At 34.2% G+C, this 17,191-nt stretch carries 13 protein-coding genes; 11 read left to right on the top strand and 2 right to left on the bottom strand.

The annotated features are described in order from the left end of the window. Positions 1-238: 238 nt before the first annotated feature. Positions 239-1,066 (bottom strand): universal stress protein, encoded by an 828-nt coding sequence (locus tag CLU83_RS13925; protein ID WP_100432168.1) that lies wholly within the window; start codon positions 1,064-1,066, stop codon positions 239-241. Between the two features lie 173 nt (positions 1,067-1,239). On the opposite strand from CLU83_RS13925, the gene rimP reads away from it, so the two are divergent. The 4 genes from rimP (at position 1,240) to CLU83_RS13905 (ending at position 7,015) form a co-directional block, all read left to right on the top strand. Continuing rightward, positions 1,240-1,704, top strand: a complete 465-nt coding sequence (rimP, locus tag CLU83_RS13920; RefSeq protein WP_100432167.1) for a ribosome assembly cofactor RimP — start codon at positions 1,240-1,242, stop codon at positions 1,702-1,704. A gap of 13 nt (positions 1,705-1,717) precedes the next feature. Continuing rightward, the gene (gene nusA / locus CLU83_RS13915; RefSeq protein ID WP_100432166.1) at positions 1,718-2,971 is read left to right on the top strand and encodes a transcription termination factor NusA; all 1,254 of its coding nucleotides are present in this window, start codon (positions 1,718-1,720) and stop codon (positions 2,969-2,971) included. A 90-nt stretch (positions 2,972-3,061) separates the two neighbouring features. Next, the gene (infB, locus tag CLU83_RS13910) at positions 3,062-5,980 is read left to right on the top strand and encodes a translation initiation factor IF-2 (RefSeq protein WP_100432165.1); all 2,919 of its coding nucleotides are present in this window, start codon (positions 3,062-3,064) and stop codon (positions 5,978-5,980) included. Between the two features lie 273 nt (positions 5,981-6,253). Next, positions 6,254-7,015, top strand: a complete 762-nt coding sequence (locus CLU83_RS13905) for a 5'-methylthioadenosine/adenosylhomocysteine nucleosidase (protein WP_100432164.1) — start codon at positions 6,254-6,256, stop codon at positions 7,013-7,015. 29 nt (positions 7,016-7,044) lie between these two features. Here the strand turns inward: CLU83_RS13905 and CLU83_RS13900 are convergent, their stop codons facing one another. Beyond that, positions 7,045-7,434 (bottom strand): sporulation protein, encoded by a 390-nt coding sequence (locus tag CLU83_RS13900; RefSeq protein ID WP_100432163.1) that lies wholly within the window; start codon positions 7,432-7,434, stop codon positions 7,045-7,047. A gap of 219 nt (positions 7,435-7,653) precedes the next feature. Here CLU83_RS13900 and CLU83_RS13895 point away from each other — a divergent pair, with 219 nt between their 5' ends. The 7 genes from CLU83_RS13895 (at position 7,654) to CLU83_RS13865 (ending at position 17,184) form a co-directional block, all read left to right on the top strand. Continuing rightward, a complete protein-coding gene (locus CLU83_RS13895; RefSeq protein WP_100432162.1) occupies positions 7,654-8,979 on the top strand; it encodes a c-type cytochrome in 1,326 nt (441 codons plus the stop codon). An 83-nt stretch (positions 8,980-9,062) separates the two neighbouring features. Next, positions 9,063-12,125, top strand: coding sequence for a TAT-variant-translocated molybdopterin oxidoreductase (locus CLU83_RS13890; protein WP_100432161.1), 3,063 nt, complete (start codon positions 9,063-9,065; stop codon positions 12,123-12,125). Positions 12,126-12,161: 36 nt separating this feature from the next. Then, positions 12,162-13,565: an NrfD/PsrC family molybdoenzyme membrane anchor subunit gene (gene nrfD, locus CLU83_RS13885; RefSeq protein ID WP_100432160.1), complete on the top strand. Its 1,404-nt coding sequence runs from the start codon at positions 12,162-12,164 to the stop codon at positions 13,563-13,565. After that, positions 13,558-14,082, top strand: a complete 525-nt coding sequence (locus tag CLU83_RS13880) for a DUF3341 domain-containing protein (RefSeq protein ID WP_100432159.1) — start codon at positions 13,558-13,560, stop codon at positions 14,080-14,082. Before nrfD ends, CLU83_RS13880 begins: the two co-directional genes overlap by 8 nt. A gap of 8 nt (positions 14,083-14,090) precedes the next feature. Further along, complete coding sequence (locus CLU83_RS13875; RefSeq protein ID WP_100432158.1) at positions 14,091-14,639, top strand: cytochrome c; 549 nt, start codon at positions 14,091-14,093, stop codon at positions 14,637-14,639. Positions 14,640-14,669: 30 nt separating this feature from the next. Next, the gene (locus CLU83_RS13870) at positions 14,670-16,007 is read left to right on the top strand and encodes a quinol:cytochrome C oxidoreductase (RefSeq protein WP_100432157.1); all 1,338 of its coding nucleotides are present in this window, start codon (positions 14,670-14,672) and stop codon (positions 16,005-16,007) included. Positions 16,008-16,026: 19 nt separating this feature from the next. Then, on the top strand, positions 16,027-17,184 hold the full coding sequence (locus CLU83_RS13865; RefSeq protein WP_100432156.1) for a cytochrome c oxidase subunit II: 1,158 nt from the start codon (positions 16,027-16,029) through the stop codon (positions 17,182-17,184). Positions 17,185-17,191 lie beyond the last annotated feature (7 nt).

Below are 17,191 nucleotides of genomic sequence, written 5' to 3'. Positions count from 1 at the left end.
TAAAGTGAAATTTATTGGTATGATATGAAATATATTTTTTAATATGGATCATATTAATCCTTTATTCTGTAAGGGATTGAATGGTTTTGGTGTTTAATGATGTATTAAGGTATTTGTCCTAGTAGACCAACAAAAAAAGCCTCTCACTTGAGAGGCTTTTTTTATGGAATGAATTTACGCTGTATGTATTTAAAAAGAAAGCCTCTCAGTTTTGGAGAGGCTTTCTTTGTTTTTAAATTTATACTCTAAAGGTTAATACAGGTTTTGAAGAATGGTTTACCAAATCCTCAGAAATGCTTCCGGTGAAGAAATGATTTAATGCTGTTCTTCCATGTGTGCAAAAAGCAATTATATCTCCATTGTTTTCATTTGAATAATTTATGATTCCTTTTTCAATATTGCTTTCGTTGTATGTTTCAAAAGAGTACTCGGGCATATCAAATTCAGAAACGAATTCATTTACAATTTTATGTGCTGCTGAAGTGCTTTTAAAACTATTTGGTGTGCAGATCATTACTAAATTTAATTTTGATCCAAATATTTTAGCTAATTCAATGACTTTCTTAAAAGGTTTTTTAATTTCATTAGAGAAGTCTGAAGCAAAAATGATATTTGTTGCTTTAAAGTCTTCTAATTTGTTTTTGATTACTAAAACTGGAATTTCTGATTGTCTAACTACTTTTTCTGTATTAGAGCCAACTAAAATTTCATTAATGCCTGTAGCGCCGTGAGATCCCATTACTATTAAGTCAAAGTCGCTGTTTTGTTTGATGTAATTGTTGATTCCTTTATAAGCACCGTCCAGTCTTACTACTTCAGATACTTTGATTCCGTCTAAATACGAACGGGATTTTATGCTTTTTAGAGTTTCTTCTGCTTTGCGTTTAAAAAGCATGATCTCTGGTATGCTTGTTTCGCCTGATATGGCATCATTCATGTGAGTAGGTAATTCCAGCATGTGAATTAAGACAATTTCGCTGTTATTCTTTTTTGCAATTTGTGCTCCAACTTCTATTGCTTCGTCAGCATATTTAGAAAAATCAGTTGGGATTAGAATTTTTTTCATGGTAATTTGGGTTTATTTAAGTCTAATTGTTTTTTAATTGACAAAATAAAGATATATTTTTTTTTAATACTAATCAATTTTTTTGATTTATAAAAAAAGACTATATTTGCACCGTTATTTATTAGTATACTAGATAATGAGGCACGCATAGCGTGCCTCTTTTTATAAAGATTATGACATTTAAAGAGAAAGTAAAGCAAGTAGTAGAAGAGGCTCTTCAGGAAAAGCCGTCTATTTTTTTAATTGACTTGACGATAACGGATAGTTTTAAAATTATTATTGGCATTGATGGGGATAATGGAGTGGTTTTGCAGGACTGCATTGATATAAGCCGTGCTGTTGAGGGTAGCTTAGATAGAGAAGAACAGGATTTTTCTTTAGAAGTGGCCTCAGTAGGAGTTGGATCTCCTTTGAAATTAGTGAGACAGTATAAAAAAAATATTGGGAGAACGCTAATTGTTAAAACGAATACCGAAAATATTGAAGCAGAATTAGTTGAAGCTAATGATCTTTTTATAATTTTGTCTTGGAAAGCTAGAGAAGCCAAAAAAGTGGGTAAGGGAAAAGAGACAGTTCAGAAAGAATTACAGATTCCTTACACAGATATTAAAGAAGCAGTTGTTACAGTAACATTTTAATTAAAGAATTCGCATGGAAAATTTAGCATTAATCGATTCATTCTCAGAGTTTAAAGATGATAAACTTATTGATCGTGTAACGCTTATGGCAATTTTGGAAGATGTATTTAGAAATGCATTGAAGAAAAAATACGGTTCAGATGATAATTTTGATATCATCATAAATCCTGATAAAGGAGATATGGAGATTTGGAGAAGAAGAGTAATCGTTGCCGACGAGGATTTAGATTTTGAAAATGAAGAAATTACATTGACTGAAGCTAGAAAAATTGAAGCCGATTTCGAAATTGGTGAAGAAGTTTCAGAAGAAGTTAAACTGATAGATTTGGGTAGAAGAGCGATATTGGCTTTAAGACAAAATTTAATCTCAAAAATACACGAACACGATAATACAAATCTTTATAAACAATTTAAAGATATTATTGGTGATATTTATACTGCTGAAGTACACCATGTGCGTCCAAGAGTTGTAATTTTGGTGGATGATGACGGAAACGAAATCATTTTGCCAAAAGAAAAACAAATACCTTCAGATTTCTTCCGTAAAGGAGATAATGTTAGAGGTATAATTGAAAGCGTTGAACTAAAAGGAAACAAACCTCAAATTATTATGTCCAGAACTTCTGATAAGTTCTTGGAGAAATTATTTGAACAAGAAATCCCAGAAGTTTTTGACGGTTTAATTATGGTTAAGAATGTAGTGAGAATTCCAGGCGAAAAAGCAAAAGTAGCTGTAGATTCTTATGATGATCGTATTGATCCAGTAGGTGCTTGTGTTGGTATGAAAGGATCTCGTATTCATGGAATTGTTCGTGAATTAGGAAATGAAAATATTGACGTAATTAACTACACCAGCAACGTTCAATTGTATATTACTAGAGCATTAAGTCCTGCTAAAGTTTCTTCAATCAAAATTAACGAGGAAACTAAAAGGGCTGAAGTGTTTTTGAAATTGGAAGAAGTTTCTAAAGCAATTGGTAGAGGTGGGCATAACATACGTTTAGCTGGCCAGTTAACGGGCTACGAATTAGATGTAATCCGTGAAGGAGATGTTGCAGGTACTACTGCTGATGATGATGATGTTGAATTAACTGAGTTTTCAGACGAAATCGAAGATTGGGTTATTGAAGAGTTTGCAAAAATTGGTTTAGACACTGCCAAAAGTATTTTGAAACACGATGTTGAAGATTTAGTTAGAAGAACTGATCTGGAAGAGGAAACGATTTTAGATGTAATGAGAATATTAAATGAAGAATTTGATAGTTAACAGACTGTTAATTCCTCGTATAAAATAAATTTCTATTTTTATTGTATGATAAAAGTGGAACAACGAATAAGGTAAAAATAAAAAGATTTTATGTCTGAAGAGAGAATTATTAGAATAAACAAGGTTTTAAGGGAATTAAATATTTCGTTAGAAAGAGCTGTGGATTATCTAAAAGATAAGGGAATTGCTATTGAATCAAATCCAAACACAAAAATTTCTGAACAAGAATTTAATATCCTACAAAGTCAGTTTGCGGGCGACAAGGGGAATAAAGAAGCTTCTAAGGAAGTTAGTGAAGAGAAGAGGAAAGAAAAAGAAGCTTTACGTATAGAACGAGAAAAAGAAGTCGAAGACAAACGCAAAATAGAAGAGGATCGTTTAAAACAGCAAGAGATTATTAAAGCTAGAGCTGTATTGGCGGGACCTGTTCAAGTGGGTAAAATCGATCTTAATCCGAAAAAGCCTATTCCTGCTCCAGCTCCTGTTGTTGCTGAAAAAGTAATTGCTCCTATAGATGTAACTTCAAATGAAGTGCCTGTTTCTAAAGAAGATGTAAAAAAAGATACTGTTGTTGAGCCTGTAGAGAAAAAAGAGGCGCCAGCTGAAAAAGTTATAAAAGAAGTTCCTGTTATTCAAGAAAAAGAGGTAAGCGACAAGCCTAAATTCAAGGAAGTTAAAAATGTAGAAAAGCAACCAGAAGCTGTAATAGAGAAAAAGGTTGAAAGTGCTGCTAATGAAACTCCAGTTGAGGAATCAATTACGACACAATATCAAAAGCTTTCGGGTGCAACTTTGACTGGTCAAGTGATTGACTTGTCTCAATTCAATAAGCCAAAAAAGAAAAAAGAAGATCCAAAAATTACGCCTAACAAGCCTGGTGCTCCTGGAGCTGCTGGTGCGGGTAATGCGAATAAAAATAAACGCAAGAGAATTGCTCCTAAACCTGGAGCTCCTAGACCTCCTGCAACCCCTAGTGTTCCTGGTGCACCAAATCCAAATAAAATTACTCCGAATACTGGAGGAGGCGGTTTTAATGCCAATAGAAGTGCAAGACCTGGATTTGTAAAAGGAAATAGACCTGCAATTGTTGCAAAGGTTGAGCCAACAGAAGAAGAAGTAAAAAATCAAATTCGCGAAACTTTAGAGAAACTTCAAGGTAAAGGAGGTAAATCTAAAGCTGCGAAATACAGAAGAGATAAAAGAGATACGCACCGTCAAAAATCAGATGATGAGCAAAGAGCTTTAGACGAAGGAAGTAAAACTATTAAAGTTACTGAATTTGTTACTGTAGGTGAAATTGCAATCATGATGGATGTGCCAATTACAAAAGTTATTGGAACTTGTATGTCTCTTGGAATCATGGTTACCATGAACCAACGTCTTGATGCTGAAACATTAACTATTGTAGCTGATGAGTTTGGTTATGATGTTGAGTTTATTACTGTTGATATTGAAGAAGCTATTGAGGTAGTTGAAGATAAGGAAGAAGATTTAGTTACTAGAGCGCCAATCGTTACCGTAATGGGTCACGTCGATCACGGTAAAACATCTTTACTGGATTATATTCGTAAAGAAAATGTAATTGCTGGTGAATCAGGTGGAATTACACAGCATATTGGAGCTTATGGAGTAACATTAGATAATGGTCAAAAAATAGCTTTCCTTGATACACCTGGTCACGAAGCGTTTACCGCAATGCGTGCGCGTGGTGCTCAAGTTACCGATATCGCTATTATTGTTGTGGCTGCAGATGATGACATCATGCCACAAACTAAAGAGGCTATTTCTCACGCTCAAGCTGCGGGAGTACCTATTATATTTGCAATTAATAAAATTGATAAGCCAAATGCTAACGTAGAAAAAATTAAAGAGCGTTTAGCAGGTATGAATCTTTTGGTAGAAGATTGGGGCGGAAAAATTCAATCTCATGATATTTCTGCAAAAGTGGGTACTGGAGTTAAAGATTTATTAGAAAAAGTATTATTAGAAGCTGAAATTTTAGATTTGAAAGCAAATCCAAATAAAGCAGCTCAAGGTACTGTTGTAGAGGCTTTCTTAGATAAAGGTAAAGGATATGTTTCTACAATATTAGTACAGCATGGAACTCTTAAAATTGGAGATTATATGTTGGCAGGAAAACATCACGGTAAAATTAAAGCCATGCATGATGAAAGAGGGAATATTGTTACTATAGCAGGTCCTTCAACTCCAGTTTCGGTTTTAGGTCTTGATGGAGCTCCGACAGCAGGGGATAAGTTCAATATTTTTGAAGATGAAAAAGAGGCTAAACAAATTGCTGCTAAACGTTCTCAATTAATGCGTGAGCAATCTGTACGTACACAGCGACATATTACATTAGATGAAATTGGACGTAGAATAGCTTTAGGTCAATTTAAAGAATTAAATATTATCTTAAAAGGTGATGTGGATGGTTCTGTTGAAGCATTATCTGACTCGTTCTCTAAATTGTCTACCGAAGAAATTCAAATCAATATTATTCATAAAGGAGTTGGAGCTATTACAGAATCTGACGTTATGTTAGCTTCTGCTTCGGATGCGATTATTATCGGATTTAATGTTCGTCCTGCTGGTAATGCGAGACAATTAGCAGACAAAGAAGAAATTGATATCCGTTACTACTCTATCATTTATGCTGCTATCGATGACTTGAAAGATGCAATGGAAGGAATGTTAGCTCCTGAGATGAAAGAAGAAGTTCTAGGGACTGCAGAAATTAGAGAGATATTCAAAATTTCTAAAGTTGGTTCAATTGCTGGTTGTATGGTTATGGATGGTAAAATTGCCAAAAATGCGAAAATCAGAATTATTAGAGACGGAGTGGTAGTATTTACAGGAGAGCTTCTTGCATTGAAACGTTTCAAAGACGATGTTAAAGAAGTTGCAAAAGGATACGATTGTGGTATTCAAATAAAAGGATACAATGATATCGAAGAAAGAGATGTAATTGAAGCTTACCATGAAGTAGCTATCAAAAAGAAATTGAAATAATAATCAATTTATATAATTTAAAATCCCAATTCGTTGGGATTTTTTTGTTTGTAACCTCAAGTCAATTATTAATTTTGGAGCTGAATGATAAGGCATTTTCAGGAAATTAGGTTTCCCGCTATCCGTTACAACCCCTTTGCTAAAGCTGCGACGATTTTCACTTCACACAAGCGAAGCAATCGGGGCTCATAAATATATTGCTTCTTTATGATTATTTGCAATTGGAGACAAACTCAGGTTAAAGGTCTAAATAGTTTAAAATGAATTTTTATAATGAAAGAAAAACGAATTGGAATACTGGGTGCAATGCCCGAAGAGATTAACGGAGTTGTTTCCTTACTTAAAGATAAAAAAGAGATAGTAAAAGGAATGCGAACCTATTATACAGGTACAATAAATAATATTGAAGTTGTAGTGGTATTTTCTCGTTGGGGGAAAGTAGCTTCTGCAACTACGGTAACACATTTAATCATTGAATTTGGAATAACTGAAGTAGTGTTTACTGGAGTTGCAGGAGCTATTAGCCAAGATTTGAATATTGGCGATATTGTTATTGCAAATAGTTTAGTGCAGCATGATTTGGATGCTCGTCCTATAATGAAACGTTTTGAAATTCCGCTCTTAGGGATAACGGAACTCTTTTCTCCAAAAGAAATTTTGGATAGTACAATTGAGAAGATAGATGAATTAGTTGGAAATGGAAGTTTAATTGATTTGCTTTCTTCAAAACAGCGGGAATTATTTTCATTAACCAGCCAAAAAGTAGTGGTTGGGCAAGTGGCTAGTGGAGATCAATTTTTTTCTAGTAATATTGAAAAAGAGAATCTGTTGGCTATCCTTCCAGATGTTTTATGCGTTGAAATGGAAGGAGCAGCAGTAGCGCAGGTGTGTTTTGAATATGATATTCCTTATGTAATTATTCGAACTATTTCTGATGTTGCAAATGAAAATTCGGTAGTCGATTTCAATGAATTTGTATCACAAGTTGCATCCAAATTTGGGTTTGAAATAATTCAAAAACTTATTAAATGGTAAGTTTTCAAATTATTTCAACGCTTAAAATCTTATTTATTAGGTTTTATTAAAAATACGTTTTTATATCTTTTTTTGATGTCCACAAGGTTGCGTTCCGCTTCCATTCTGGTTCTGAAATATCCAACCCAAACTTTATAATTTGGTGTGTTAAAAATGATAGTTCCGTCAAGGTCTTTGAATTCCTGCTTAAATTCGGATAAGGTTTTTTTAGCTGTTTCGCTTACACCGTTGAAGATTTGAATTTTGTATCTGTCATTATAAGACAGATTTTGGTTTGATTTTCTTTTCTCTGTCAATAATTGTTCAAATTTTGGGTCTTGATTTAGGGTTAAATTCGAATTTTGAGCACCTAATTTTATTGTAATAGAACAAAATATCAGGACTGCTAATAATGGGTGTACTGATCTTAAAAATCTCATAATCTGATTATTTATTTTACAAAAATAACATTTTAGCAGGAAATTGAAATTGGATTTGCTATTTAGATTTAATATAAATTATAATTAAGATTATTTTAAGGTTTTGAGAATAGTTCTTAAGTCGTATTTTTGTCCAAATTTTTAAATAAGGAGGGTTTCATCTTCTAATTTATTAGGGTGATAAGCGAACAATTTTTAGTAGATAATCAATATATTAATATGAAAAAGGTGGGTAACCATAATTCGAATTCAAGGAAATTATTTTTAAGCTTAGCATTAATGTTGAGTATTTCCGTAGCTTCATTTGCTCAGGATGCTGCTCCGGTTGCAACTACAGCGGCTCCAGCAGCGAGTTCTGGAGGTGATGCAGCAAAAGGTAAAGAGCTTTTTAACACCAATTGCGCTGCATGTCACAAGCTTGATGCTAAATCAACAGGTCCTGCATTAAGAGGTGTTTCTGCTAAGCATGATATGGCGTGGATTTATAAATGGGTACACAATAGTGGCGATTTGATTAAATCTGGCGATGCTGTCGCAGTGAAACTTTTTGAAGAGAATAATAAAGTTCCGATGACTCCGTTTCCTCAGTTATCTGAAGGAGATATTGATAATATTATAGCCTATACTTCTGAGCCAAAGGCTGAAGCTCCACCTACTGCTGCTGGTTCAGCAGCTACTGCAAAAGATGGTTCGCAAGAAGCTGGTATTTCTAATGATGTTATTTTAGGTGCTTTGTCATTAGTAATGGCAATACTTATTGTAATGTTGGTTTTAGTAAATAAAGTATTGAGAAAAGTAGCTGCCGCAAATGGTATTGAAGTTGCTAAGAAAGAGCCGACATTGCCAATTTGGAAAGCATTTGTTAAAAACCAATTTTTAGTTCTGGTATCAGCTATATTTATGTTGCTTACAGGAGCTTATTTAGTATACGGTTTTTTAATGCAGGTAGGTGTGGATCAAAATTATGAGCCAATTCAGCCAATACATTACTCTCATAGAATTCATGCTGGAGATAATGAAATCAATTGTAAATATTGTCACTCTGCTTCTCGTGTAAGTAAAACAGCTGGAATTCCATCTTTAAATGTTTGTATGAACTGTCATAAAAGCATTAGCGAAGTTGCTGAAACTACAGCTACTCCAGAGTACAGCAAAGCTTTCTATGATGAACAAATTCAAAAATTATATAAAGCTGTCGGTTGGGATGCTTCAACACAGTCTTATACTGGTAAACAGGAGCCTGTAAAGTGGGTGCGTATTCATAATTTACCTGATTTTGTTTACTTTAACCACTCTCAGCACGTTACTGTGGCTGGAATTGAGTGTCAAACTTGTCACGGTCCAGTTCAAGAATTTGAAATAATGAAACAGTTCTCTCCTTTGACTATGGGATGGTGTATAAATTGCCATAGAAAAACTGATGTTAAAATGGAAGGAAATGAGTATTACACAAAAATACACGAAGAACTTTCTAAAAAATATGGTGTTGACAAGCTTACAGCTGCTCAAATGGGTGGTTTAGAGTGTGGTAAATGCCACTATTAGGAATTTAATGTTATCGCTGTTGAGTGATTGAAATTAAAGGATAGAACAAAAAAAAATTATTAAGATTAATATTTATATATAATATGTCATCAAACAAAAAATACTGGAAAAGTGTTGAAGAACTAGACGGAAATAGTTCTATTGTTGAGGCGCTTAGAAATAACGAATTTGTTGAAGAGATTCCTACGGATGAGTTTTTAGGAAATGAAGCGGCTTTGTCTTCTTCTTCAACTACACGTCGTGACTTTTTAAAGTACGTTGGTTTTAGTACAGCTGCAGCTTCTCTTGCTGCATGCGAAGGTCCTGTGCATTTATCAATTCCTTATGTGCTGCAACCGGAACAAATCGTTCCTGGAGTAGCAGATTATTATGCAACTTCGGTTTTTGATGGTTTTGATTTTGCGAACCTTTTGGTAAAAACACGTGAAGGACGTCCAATTAAAATAGACAATAACACTATTGCTGGAGCTAAGTTTGCTGCTAATGCTAGAATTCATGGTTCTATATTGTCATTGTATGATAATATGCGTTTGAAAGAGCCTAAGCTAGATGCTAAAAATGCTTCTTGGTCTGCAGTTGATTCAAAAATAAAATCTAGTATTGTTGATGCTAAAGCAAAAGGAGGACAAGTAGTGTTTTTAACAAATACTTTGGCTAGTCCATCTACTGAAAAGTTAATTGCTGATTTTATTGGCAAAAATCCAAATGCTAAACATGTAATATATGATGCTGTTTCTTCTTCAGAAGCTTTAGATGCTTTTGAAACTGTTTATGGAGAAAGAGCTTTAGTTGATTATGACTTTTCAAAAGCTTCAGTGATTGTTTCTGTTGGAGCTGATTTCCTTGGCGATTGGCAAGGTGGAGGATATGATGCAGGTTATGCTAAAGGAAGAATCCCATCTGGTGCTGTTGGAAGTAAAAAGATATCAAAGCATATACAATTAGAGTCTAATATGACTTTATCTGGTGCTGCTGCTGATAAGCGTGTTGCTATGTCAACTGCTAATCAAAAACAAGCACTAGTTCTTATATATAGTATTATTACAGGATCATCTATTGCTAATTCATTAGATGCGGCATTTAAGGCAGATGTTACTAAAGCAGGGCAGCAATTGAAAGCAGCTGGTGCTAAAGGAGTTTTAGTGTCAGGTATTCAAGATAAAAATGCTCAATTGTTAGTTCTTGCTATCAACCAAGTTTTAGCAAGTGAAGCTTTTAATACTTCAGGAACTAGACAAATCCGTAAAGGTTCTAATGAAAAAGTAGCTCAATTAGTAAAGGATATGAATGCTGGAAGTGTTCACACTTTGATCATGAGCGGAGTTAATCCAGTTTATACTTTGGCTGACAGCAAATTATTTGTTGAAGGGTTGAAAAAAGTAAAAACATCAGTTGCATTGTCATTAAAAGAAGATGAAACGGCTTCTTTATCTACAATTGCTGCTCCAGTTCCTCATTACTTAGAGGCTTGGGGAGATTTAACGTTAACAAAAGGGACTTATAGTCTTACGCAACCTACTATTCGTCCATTATTCAATACTAAACAATTTCAAGATATTTTATTATCTATAAATGGAATTCCTGGAACTTATTACGATTATTTGAAAGCTTTTTCAGCTTCAGTGACTGCAGGTTCTTCTTGGAATAAAGTATTGCATGATGGTATTTATGTTGGAGTTATACCTGCTTCTGCTGGTGGTACTGCTGACTATACTAGTGCAGCAAATGCATTAGCTCAAGCTAAATCTGCTGGTCTTGAATTAGTATTGTATACTAAAACAGGAATGGGAGATGGACAACAGGCGAATAACCCATGGTTACAAGAGTTTCCAGATCCATTAACAAGAGTATCTTGGGATAACTATGTTACTGTTTCTAATGCTGATGCTAAGAAATGGGGATTATCAAATGAAATTGTTGCTAACGGCGGATTAAACGGTAGTTATGTTACTTTAACTGCAAACGGAGTTAAACTTGAAAGTGTTCCTGTAATTGTTCAACCAGGTCAAGCTGTTGGAACTGTGGGTATTGCTTTAGGTTATGGCCGTAAAGCAGCTTTGAAAGAAGAAATGCAAGTAGGTATCAATGCCTATGCTTTATATGGTGGTTTCAATAATATACAAACAGCTATAATTGTGAAAGCTGATGGAGAACACGAATTTGCTTGTGTTCAAGGTCAGAAAACGCTAATGGGTAGAGGGGATATTATTAAAGAAACAACACTGGAAATTTTTAATTCTAAGGATGCTGAGTTTTGGAATGAAAAACCAATGGTTTCTTTAGATCACCAAGAAGTTGAAGCTACTTCAGTGGATTTATGGGGTTCATTTGACCGTTCAACTGGTCACCACTTTAATCTTTCTATTGATTTAAATGCTTGTACAGGTTGTGGTGCATGTGTTATTGCATGTCATGCTGAAAACAACGTGCCAGTTGTAGGTAAAGCTGAAGTAAGAAGAAGCCGAGATATGCACTGGTTGCGTATTGACAGATATTATTCTTCTGAGAGTACTTTCGAAGGGGATAATGAAAGAAAAGATAATATTGCTGGTTTATCAAGTTCATTATCTACATTTAATGAAATGGAAAAAGCTGGGGATAACCCACAGGTTGCTTTCCAACCCGTAATGTGCCAGCATTGTAATCACGCTCCTTGTGAGACTGTTTGTCCTGTTGCTGCAACTTCACACGGTCGCCAAGGTCAAAATCAAATGGCTTATAACAGATGTGTTGGTACTCGTTACTGTGCTAACAACTGTCCTTATAAAGTACGTCGTTTCAACTGGTTCTTATACAACAAAAACAGTGAATTTGATTATCATATGAATGATGATTTAGGACGTATGGTTTTAAATCCAGATGTTAATGTTCGTTCTCGTGGAGTAATGGAAAAATGTTCTATGTGTATTCAAATGACACAAGCAACAATTTTGAAAGCTAAAAATGAAGGAAGAGCAATAAAAGATGGTGAATTCCAAACTGCTTGTTCAAATGCTTGTTCTACTGGAGCAATGATATTTGGGGATGTAAATGATAAAGAAGCTGTAGTTACAAAACTAGCAGAAGACGAAAGAAGTTATCATTTATTGGAACATGTTGGAACAAAACCAAATGTTGTATACCACGTTAAAGTTAGAAATACCTAGTACAAAAATTATTAATTAAGAATCAAATAAAGGATTATGTCGTCTCACTACGAAGCAGCCATTAGAAAACCCTTAGTTATAGGTGATAAATCTTATCACGATATAACTGTTGATGTAGCAGCACCTATCGAAGGTAAAGCAAACAAACAATGGTGGATTGTATTTACAATTGCATTAACAGCGTTCCTTTGGGGAATGGGCTGTATTATATACACAGTGTCTACAGGTATTGGTACTTGGGGATTAAATAAAACTGTTGGATGGGCTTGGGATATTACTAACTTCGTTTGGTGGGTTGGTATTGGTCACGCAGGAACTCTTATCTCTGCAGTGCTTTTATTATTCCGTCAGCGATGGAGAATGGCGATTAACCGTTCTGCAGAGGCGATGACAATTTTCTCTGTAATCCAAGCGGGTTTATTTCCAATTATACACATGGGACGTCCTTGGTTGGCTTATTGGGTATTACCAATTCCAAATCAGTTTGGATCTCTTTGGGTGAATTTTAACTCACCATTGCTTTGGGACGTATTCGCGATTTCAACATATCTTTCAGTATCATTAGTTTTCTGGTGGACTGGTCTTTTGCCTGACTTTGCAATGTTGCGTGATAGAGCTATAACACCTTTCAATAAAAGAGTATATTCTATACTAAGTTTTGGATGGAGTGGTAGAGCTAAAGATTGGCAGCGTTTTGAAGAAGTTTCGTTAGTTCTTGCAGGTTTAGCTACTCCTCTTGTACTTTCTGTGCATACTATTGTATCGATGGATTTTGCTACTTCTGTTATTCCGGGATGGCATACTACAATCTTCCCTCCGTACTTTGTTGCTGGAGCGGTTTTCTCTGGATTTGCAATGGTAAACACTTTGCTTATCATTATGAGAAAAGTTTCTAATCTTGAAGCTTATATTACTATTCAACATATCGAATTGATGAACATTGTAATCATGATTACAGGTTCTATTGTTGGGGTAGCTTATATTACTGAATTATTTATTGCTTGGTATTCTGGAGTAGAATACGAACAATACGCTTTCTTGAATAGAGCAACTGGACCTTATGCTTGGGCATATTGGGCTATGATGACATGTAACGTGTTCTCTCCACAATTTATGTGGTTCAAAAAATTAAGAACAAGTATTATGTTTTCTTTTATAATTTCAATTGTGGTAAACATTGGAATGTGGTTTGAAAGATTTGTAATTATCGTAACTTCATTACATAGAGATTATTTACCATCTTCATGGACTATGTTCTCTCCAACATTTGTTGATATTGGAATTTTTATCGGGACAATAGGATTCTTCTTTGTGTTATTCTTATTGTATGCAAGAACATTCCCTGTTATTGCTCAAGCCGAGGTTAAAACAATATTGAAAGCTACAGGAGAACATTATATTAAAGAAAGAGAAGCTAATAAACATTCACATCATGAGTAATAAAGTTATATACGCCATTTATAATGACGATGATATTTTGATGGATGCCGTAAAAAAGACACGTGCAGCTCATCACCATATTGAAGAAGTATTTACGCCTTTCCCAGTTCACGGATTGGACAAAGCAATGGGACTTGCACCTACACGTTTAGCGATATGTGCTTTTATCTATGGTTTGTGTGGTTTGTCTTTTGGTACTTGGATGATGAATTATATTATGATTCAAGACTGGCCTCAAGATATTGGTGGTAAACCAAGTTTTAGCTATATTGATAATATGCCTGCTTTTGTGCCTATTATGTTTGAAGAAACGGTGTTTTTTGCAGCTCACTTAATGGTAATTACTTTTTACATGAGAAGTAGATTATGGCCATTTAAAGAAGCTGAAAATCCTGATGTAAGAACTACTGATGACCATTTTTTGATGGAAGTAGCTGTGAATGATAATGAAGAAGAATTAGTTTCTTTTTTCCAAGGTACAGGTGCGGTAGAAGTTAAAGTAATTGATAAGCATTAATTGTAGATATGAAAAGTTTATATAAAATAACACTTGTATTTGGTTTAATGATAATGGTATCATCATGTCATAATAATGGTAATCCAAATTATCAATACATGCCTAATATGTATGAAGCAGTGAGTGCTGAAACGTATGCTCCGGCTACGGTTGATGTATTTAAAAACGGCAAAGAAGGTCAGCTTCCTGCTGTAGGTTCAATAAATAGAGGTTTTGAACCTTTTGAATATGAAAATACTCCAGAGGGATACGCTTTGGCAAAAGCCAATTTAAAATCTCCGTTGGATTCATTAGACAGAAATTCTGATAAAGGAAAAGCACTTTTTGAAATTTATTGTATTAGTTGTCATGGTGCAGCTGGAGATGGTAAAGGAAAATTAGTTGAAAGAGAAAAATTTCTTGGTGTACCTAATTATAAAGATAGAGATATTACTGAAGGAAGTATTTTTTATGTGGAAACTTATGGTTTAAATGCTATGGGTTCTCATGCAAATCAAATGAGTGCTCGCGAACGTTGGTTAGTTGCTGACTATGTTCTTAAACTAAAAGCACAATAATAATTGTTGAACAAACTGATCGTAATAGATATGTATACATTTTCAAGTAAATTAAAAACTTTTTCTTTCGTCTTAATGGCTGTTGGTCTTTTGGGAATTGGATATGGTTTTTTAACAGCACCTAAAGACATTCAAGATGTTGAAAAAATACTTGCTGCTGATGCTCATGGAAGTCATCACGAAGTAAGTAATGAATCTGAAGGAGCACATGCTGTTTCTGCTGAAGTAAAAGCTGAAGCTGAGCACACAGAACATTTAACTCATGTTTTACACCAATTAGAAAATAAGCCTTGGTCTGCATTATATGTAGCCTGTATTTTCTTTATGTTGCTTTCTTTAGGAACATTAGTTTTTTATGCTATTCAACAAGTTGCACAAGCAGGTTGGTCACCAGTTCTTTTTAGAGTTATGCAGGGAATTACGGCTTACTTACCAGTAGGTTCAGTCTTTTTCTTTGTTTTCTTATTGTTAGCTGGATTTCATGTTAACCATATTTTTGTTTGGTTAGGTGAAGGTGTTACAAAAGTAGGCAGTGAAAATTACGATAAGATTATAGCTGGTAAATCAGGATATTTAAATTTCCCTTTTTGGATTGTAAGAGCAACTGTATTTTTGTTGGGCTGGAATGCTTACCGTTATTTTTCCAGAAAAAATTGTTTGGCTCAAGACGAAGCTGATGATAATTCTTTCTACAAAAAGAATTTCAATATATCTGCAATGTTTTTAGTATTTTTCATTGTTTCAGAATCTATTATGTCATGGGACTGGATTATGTCTTTAGATCCTCACTGGTCTAGTACATTATTTGGCTGGTACGTATTTGCTAGCTTCTTCGTTAGCGGTATTACTATGATTGCTATGGTTACAATTTATTTGAAATCTAAAGGATATTTAGAAAATGTAAATACTAGTCATATTCATGATTTAGCTAAATTCATGTTTGGTATTAGCGTTTTTTGGACTTACTTATGGTTTTCACAATTTATGTTGATTTGGTATGCTAATATTCCTGAGGAGATTACTTATTTTGTAATGAGAATTCAGGTTTATAATTTGCCTTTCTTTGGTGCAGTTGTTATGAATTTCTTATTCCCAGTTTTAATTTTGATTAATACTGATTTTAAACGTATCACTTGGATTTTAGTTATGGCTTCAGTAGTAATATTGTTAGGTCATTATGTTGACTTCTTTAATATGATTATGCCTGGTACTGTTGGCGGTAGTTGGTTTATTGGTGTTTCAGAAATTGCATCCGTTTTATTCTTTCTTGGATTATTTATTTTTGTTGTCTTCTCAGCATTAACTAAAGCTCCTTTGTTACCAAAAAGAAATCCATATATAGAAGAGAGTAAACATTTTCATTATTAATATTTAAAGAGATAAACAGATGACAAGTTTGTTGGTAATTATAGTTTTAGTTTTATTAGCCGTTGCAATATGGCAATTGACGAAAATATTCGATTTAACTCAAGTTGCGTCGACTTCGGACAATTCGCAGGTTGCAACCGATGATGATAATAATGTGCAGGGATATTTGATGTTTGGATTTTTAGCATTCATTTATATCTTTACAATATATGGGGTTTATACATGGGGTCATTTAGTACTTCATACTCCAGCTTCTGAGCACGGTGCATTGATTGACCGCTTGATGAATATTACTTGGGTGTTAATTTTTACTGTTCAGGCAATTACTCAAGTTTTATTGCATTATTTTGCATTCAAATACAGAGGTAATAAGGATAAAAGAGCCTTGTATTTTGCTGACAATAATAAATTAGAAGCAATTTGGAGCGTAATTCCTGCTGTAGTTTTAGCCGGTTTAATTCTTTATGGTCTGTATGCTTGGACAAATATTATGTTTGTTGACGAAGATGAGGATACAGTAGTGATTGAGTTATATGCTCAGCAGTTTAAATGGACTGCAAGATATGCAGGTGCTGACAATGTTTTAGGTAAAGCAAATGTAAGATTGATTGAAGGAATTAATACTCTTGGAGTTGATTTATCAGATCCTTATTCTCAAGACGATATTGTGGTTTCAGAATTGCATATTCCTAAAGGGAAAAAGATTCACTTCAAAATGAGATCTCAAGATGTGTTGCATTCAGCTTACTTTCCATATTTTAGAGCTCAAATGAATTGTGTTCCAGGTATGGTTACAGAATTTGCTTTTACGCCAATTTATACGACTGCTGAATATCAAGCTTTACCTTACGTGGTTGAAAAAGTTGCTAATATTAATGCAATCAGAGCTAAGAAAAGTATTGAATTAATTGCAAAAGGAGAGCCAGGATTAGATCCTTACACTTTTGAATATTTATTATTGTGTAATAAAATTTGTGGAGCTTCTCACTATAATATGCAAATGAAAGTTGTTGTTGATACTCCTGAAGATTATAAAAAATGGCTGAGTGAAAAAACAGCTCTAGTTGCTGAAGTAAAAGCTTCTAAAGTTGAGCCGGCAGCGCCAGACGCTTCTTTAGGAAAAGATTCAGCTGTTTCAAAAGATACTGCAGCTGTTGTTAAAATAGCTATGAAATAATTATTAA

It is taken from the genome of Flavobacterium sp. 1 (assembly GCF_002797935.1).
Classification (GTDB): domain Bacteria; phylum Bacteroidota; class Bacteroidia; order Flavobacteriales; family Flavobacteriaceae; genus Flavobacterium.
This window is presented reverse-complemented; position numbering and strand designations above follow the sequence as displayed.

Excerpts from the sequence above, each read along its gene's own strand:
- CLU83_RS13870 (WP_100432157.1), top strand. The coding sequence starts at position 14,670 with ATGTATACATTTTCAAGTAAATTAAAAACTTTTTCTTTCGTCTTAATG.
- CLU83_RS13875 (WP_100432158.1), top strand. The coding sequence starts at position 14,091 with ATGAAAAGTTTATATAAAATAACACTTGTATTTGGTTTAATGATAATG.
- rimP (WP_100432167.1), top strand. The coding sequence starts at position 1,240 with ATGACATTTAAAGAGAAAGTAAAGCAAGTAGTAGAAGAGGCTCTTCAG.
- CLU83_RS13925 (WP_100432168.1), bottom strand. The coding sequence starts at position 1,066 with ATGAAAAAAATTCTAATCCCAACTGATTTTTCTAAATATGCTGACGAA.
- CLU83_RS13900 (WP_100432163.1), bottom strand. The coding sequence starts at position 7,434 with ATGAGATTTTTAAGATCAGTACACCCATTATTAGCAGTCCTGATATTT.
- CLU83_RS13880 (WP_100432159.1), top strand. The coding sequence starts at position 13,558 with ATGAGTAATAAAGTTATATACGCCATTTATAATGACGATGATATTTTG.
- CLU83_RS13865 (WP_100432156.1), top strand. The coding sequence starts at position 16,027 with ATGACAAGTTTGTTGGTAATTATAGTTTTAGTTTTATTAGCCGTTGCA.
- infB (WP_100432165.1), top strand. The coding sequence starts at position 3,062 with ATGTCTGAAGAGAGAATTATTAGAATAAACAAGGTTTTAAGGGAATTA.
- CLU83_RS13905 (WP_100432164.1), top strand. The coding sequence starts at position 6,254 with ATGAAAGAAAAACGAATTGGAATACTGGGTGCAATGCCCGAAGAGATT.
- CLU83_RS13890 (WP_100432161.1), top strand. The coding sequence starts at position 9,063 with ATGTCATCAAACAAAAAATACTGGAAAAGTGTTGAAGAACTAGACGGA.
- nrfD (WP_100432160.1), top strand. The coding sequence starts at position 12,162 with ATGTCGTCTCACTACGAAGCAGCCATTAGAAAACCCTTAGTTATAGGT.
- CLU83_RS13895 (WP_100432162.1), top strand. The coding sequence starts at position 7,654 with ATGAAAAAGGTGGGTAACCATAATTCGAATTCAAGGAAATTATTTTTA.
- nusA (WP_100432166.1), top strand. The coding sequence starts at position 1,718 with ATGGAAAATTTAGCATTAATCGATTCATTCTCAGAGTTTAAAGATGAT.